This window comes from Achromobacter sp. 1014246743, from assembly GCF_059760725.1.
Window position 1 is genome coordinate 1 of the sequence record NZ_JCBANA010000152.1, and the last position, 594, is coordinate 594.

Annotated in this window: 1 protein-coding gene; it reads left to right on the plus strand. The window is 63.3% G+C overall.

The window, feature by feature from the left end; all coding sequences use genetic code 11:
- Positions 1-594: amino acid ABC transporter permease (locus tag AC6LJ2_RS30020; RefSeq protein ID WP_498152757.1), on the plus strand; the 594-nt coding region annotated here is incomplete at both ends.

Here is a 594-nt window from a genome sequence, read left to right on the forward strand (position 1 = left end):
GCCTGCCGCTCACGCTGATCCTGTCCACGTTCGGCATCGCCTTCGCCTTCCCGATCGGCGTGCTGCTGGCCCTGGGCCGGCGCTCGAAGATGCCCGCCATCAAGGCGCTGTGCGTCGTGTACATCGAACTGATCCGCGGCGTGCCGCTGATCAGCCTGCTGTTCATGTCGTCGGTGATGCTGCCCTTGTTCCTGCCCGAAGGCTTTTCCATCGACAAGCTGTTGCGCGCGCAGATCGCGATCATCATGTTCGCGGCCGCGTACATCGCCGAAACGGTGCGCGGCGGCCTGCAGGCGATTCCCAAGGGGCAGTACGAAGGCGCCGATTCGCTGGGCCTGAACTACTGGCAGCAGATGCGCAAGATCATCCTGCCGCAGGCCCTGAAGATCGTCATCCCGCCGCTGGTCAGCATCTTCATCGCGCTGTTCAAGGACACCTCGCTGGTGGTCATCATCGGCATCTTCGACCTGACGCTGGCCGCCAAGGCGGCGCTGTCCGACGCGGCATGGCGCGGCTTCGGGGTAGAGGCGTACCTGTTCATCTCGCTGATCTACTTCGTCTTCTGCTTCTCCATGTCCAAGTACAGCCAGGCAC